General features: G+C 71.0%; 1 protein-coding gene. It reads right to left on the bottom strand.

The window, feature by feature from the left end; translation table 11 throughout:
* On the bottom strand, window positions 1-4,013 hold a 4,013-nt coding region (locus ACFWZ2_RS43355; RefSeq protein ID WP_384555314.1), incomplete at both ends, for an amino acid adenylation domain-containing protein.

Here is a 4,013-nt window from a genome sequence, read left to right on the forward strand (position 1 = left end):
GCACCAGGCGCTCGCCCAGCCCCTCAACCGTCTCCCGGTCGAACAGGTCCGCCGCCCCGACCACCTGGCCCCAGACGCCGGCCGGGGCGCCCTGCTCGTCGTAGGTCTCGGTGAGCCGGACCTCGACGTCGAACTTCGCCACGGCGGTGTCCGAGGACGTGCCGCCCCCTTCCGCGCCGGGGAGGTCGAAGACCGCCTCGGCGTGGTTCTGGAGGTCCAATTGGACCTGGAACAGCGGGTGTCGGGCCATCGAGCGCGACGGCGCCAGCTCCTCCACAAGCCGCTCGAACGGCACCTCCTGGTGCGCCAGGGCCGACAGACTCGTCTCCCGCACCCGGTCCAGGACCTCGCGGAATGTCGGGTCGCCGGTCAGGTCCGTGCGCAGCACCAGCGTGTTGATGAAGAAGCCGACCAGGTCGTCAAGAGCTTCGTCCGTGCGGCCCGCGTTCGCTGAGCCGATCGGAATGTCCGTCCCCGCGCCGAGGCGCGACAGCGTCATCGCCAGGGCGGCCTGGAGCGCCATGAAGGGGGTCACGCCCTCGGCGCGGGCCACCTCCCCCACCCGCGCGTGCACCTCGGCCGGGATCTCCACCGGCACGCGGTGTCCGACGTGGGATGCGACCGTCGGACGCGACCGGTCGAAGGGGAGCGCCAGCTCCTCCGGGGAGTCCGCCAACGCTTCCCGCCAGTACCCCATGTGGCGTGCGATGACGCTGCCGGGGTCGGCCTCGTCGCCCAACAGCTCGCGCTGCCACAGCGCGTAGTCCGCATACTGCACCGGCAGCGGGGCCCACTCCGGTGCCTCGCCCGCGCTCCGTGCCGCGTAAGCCGTGGACAGGTCGCGGGCCAGGGGGGCAGTCGACCAGCCGTCGCCCGCGATGTGGTGGAGCACCACGACCAGCACGCGCTCGCCGGGACCGGCCTCGAACAGCGTGGCCCGGATCGGCGCCTCGTCCGAGAGGTCGAAGGCGTACGCCGCCGCCTCGGCCACGGCGGCGTCGAGCTCTGCGGGCTCCACCGCGATGACACCCAACTGCCAATCGACGTCGGCCGGTTCGATCACCTTCTGATACGGCTCGCCGCCCTCGGCCGTCGGGAAGACGGTCCGCAGGACCTCGTGCCGCCCGATCACGTCCCGGAAGGCGAGACCGAGCGCCGCCCGGTCGACGTCACCAGCCATCCGCAGTGTGAACGGGATGTTGTACGTCGAGCTCGGCCCCTCCAACTGGTCAATGAACCAGAGGCGTTGCTGGGCGAAGGAGGGCGGGATGCGCTCCGGGCGCTCTCCGGCCGTCAGGGCGAGCCGGGCCTGTCCGGCGCCGGTCAGCCCGGCCGCGAGACCGGCAACGGTCGGGGTCTCGAAGAGGGCCCGCAGCGGGACCTCGACGCCCAGGACCGTACGGACCCGGCTGATCAGACGCACCGCGAGCAGGGAGTGGCCGCCCAGGGCGAAGAAGTCGTCGTCCACGCCCACCTCGGGCAAACCCAGGACCTGCGCGAAGACCCCGCACAGCAGCTCCTCCCGCAGGTTCGAGGCGCCGCGCCCTGCTCCCGCCTTGCCCGCCGAGTAGTCCGGCGCGGGCAGGGCCTTGCGGTCGAGCTTGCCGTTGGCGTTCAGCGGCAGGGCGTCCAGGACCACGACCGCCGAGGGGACCATGTAGGACGGCAGCCGGTCGCTGGCGAACTCGGCGACTCTGACAGGCAGTTCACCCTCCGACGCACCGTCGTTCGGGACGGCGTAGGCGACCAGGCGCTTGTCGCCCGGCACGTCCTCACGGGCGATGACAACCGCCTGCGCGACCTCTGGGTGGGCGGCCAGGACGGACTGGACCTCGCCGAGCTCGATACGGAACCCGCGCACCTTGACCTGCTCGTCGGCGCGGCCCAGGTACTCGACCTGACCGTCAGCGTTCCAGCGCACCACATCACCCGTGCGGTACAGGCGACCGCCGTCCGACGAGAACGGGTCGGCGACGAACCGCTCACCCGTCAGCTCCGGACGCCCCAGATAGCCCCGAGCCAGACCCACACCCGCGATATACAACTCACCCGCCACCCCGACCGGAACCGGGGACAGGCTGCCGTCCAGAACGTAGACACGGGCATTGGAGATCGGACGGCCGATCGGGACCACGCCCGCCACATCCGTGTCCGAGTACCAAGCCGTCGTGTACACCGTGGCCTCGGTCGGACCGTAGATGTTGGCAACCCGCCCACCCGGAATCGCCGCACGAATCCCGGCCACCGCGTCCGCCGTCAGCACCTCACCCGCCAACACCACCGTACGAGGCCGAGCCTGAATCTCCCCCGAGGCCACCATCTGCCCAAACGCCGACGGCACACCACTCACCAGGCTCACATCACCCACACCAGAATCCGCATCGGCCAGGGCAAGGAGATCACCGACAACCTCGACACTGCCACCCGACACCAGCGGACCGAACAACTCAAAGACCGAGACATCGAAGTTGAAGGACGTGGAGACCAGCACCCGGCGGAAGTCCTCACCCGAGAACTCCGCCGCCGCCCAACCAAGAAGCCCCGCCACCGACCGGTGCTCCACCACAACACCCTTCGGACGCCCGGTCGACCCCGACGTATAGATCACATACGCCGGATGCTCCGGCCGGATCACCACCCCCAGCGGACCCTCCTCAACACCGGCCAACTCGATATCGTCCAGCACCACCACGGCCGCGTCCGACCGCGGCACCGCCGCCACAGTGCCCGTCGAGACGAGCACCACCACAGGAGCGGCATCGCCGAGCATGTACGCGATCCGCTCGGCCGGATAACCCGGATCAATCGGCAGGTACGCGCCCCCGGCCTTCAGCACCGCCAGCAGCGCCACCACCGTCTCAACACCGCGCTCCAGACAGACCCCGACAAACGACTCCGGACCCACCCCCTGGGCAACCAGACGACGCGCCAACCAGTTCGCCCGGACATCCAGTTCGGCGTACGACACCTCCACACCACCCGCGACCACCGCGACCGCCCCCGGCGTCCGCGCCACCTGCGCCTCGAACAGCTCCGGAACGGAACCCGAAGCCACCTCAGCGACCGTGCCGTTCCACTCCGTCAGCACCCGGTGCCGCTCAGCCTCATCCAGCACGTCCAGCGCGCCCAACCGCAGCTCCGGGTCGGCCGCCAGCCGCTCCAGGACCCGCACCCAGCGAGCCACGAGCCGTTCGACCGTCCCCCTGTCGAACAGGTCCGCCGAGGCGACCACCGAACCGCGCAGCCCCGCCGCGGCGCCCTGCGCGTCGAACACTTCCGACACCGACGCGTCCAGGTCGAACTTCGCCGCCGTCGCGCCGGCTGTAACACCACCGGTCCGCACGCCTTCCAGGTCCAGGACCGCCTCGGCGTTGTTCTGCACCTGGAGCATGACCTGGAACAGGGGGTGCCGCGCCATCGACCGGCTCGGGGCCAGCTCCTCGACGAGCCGCTCGAACGGCACGTCCTGGTGGGCGAAGGCGGACAGGCTCGTCTCCCGTACGCGAGCGAGCACCTCCCGGAACGTCGGGTCGCCGGTCAGGTCCGTGCGCAGGACCAGCGTGTTGATGAAGAAGCCGACGAGGTCCTCCAGCGCCTCGTCCATACGGCCCGCGTTCGCCGAGCCGATCGGGATGTCGGTTCCGGCGCCCAGCTTCGACAGCAGCATCGCGAGTGCCGCCTGGAGCACCATGAAAGTGGTCACGCCCTCGGCCCGTGCCACCCCCACGAGGCGTGCGTGCACGTCGGCCGGCACCATCAGCGCGACGTCGTGCCCCCGGTGCGAGGGAGCCGCCGGCCGGACGCGGTCGACCGGAAGCGCCAGCTCCTCGGGAGCACCGGCCAAGGTCTGGCGCCAGTAGTCGACCTGCCGGGAGATCAGGCTGTCCGCGTCGCCCTCGTCACCGAGCAGCTCCCGCTGCCACAGCGCGTAGTCCGCGTACTGCACCGGCAGCGGCTCCCACTCGGGCGCCCGGCCCGCGCGCCGCGCCGCGTACGCCACCGACAGGTCACGC

The organism is Streptomyces sp. NPDC059002 (assembly GCF_042740435.1).
Classification (GTDB): domain Bacteria; phylum Actinomycetota; class Actinomycetes; order Streptomycetales; family Streptomycetaceae; genus Streptomyces.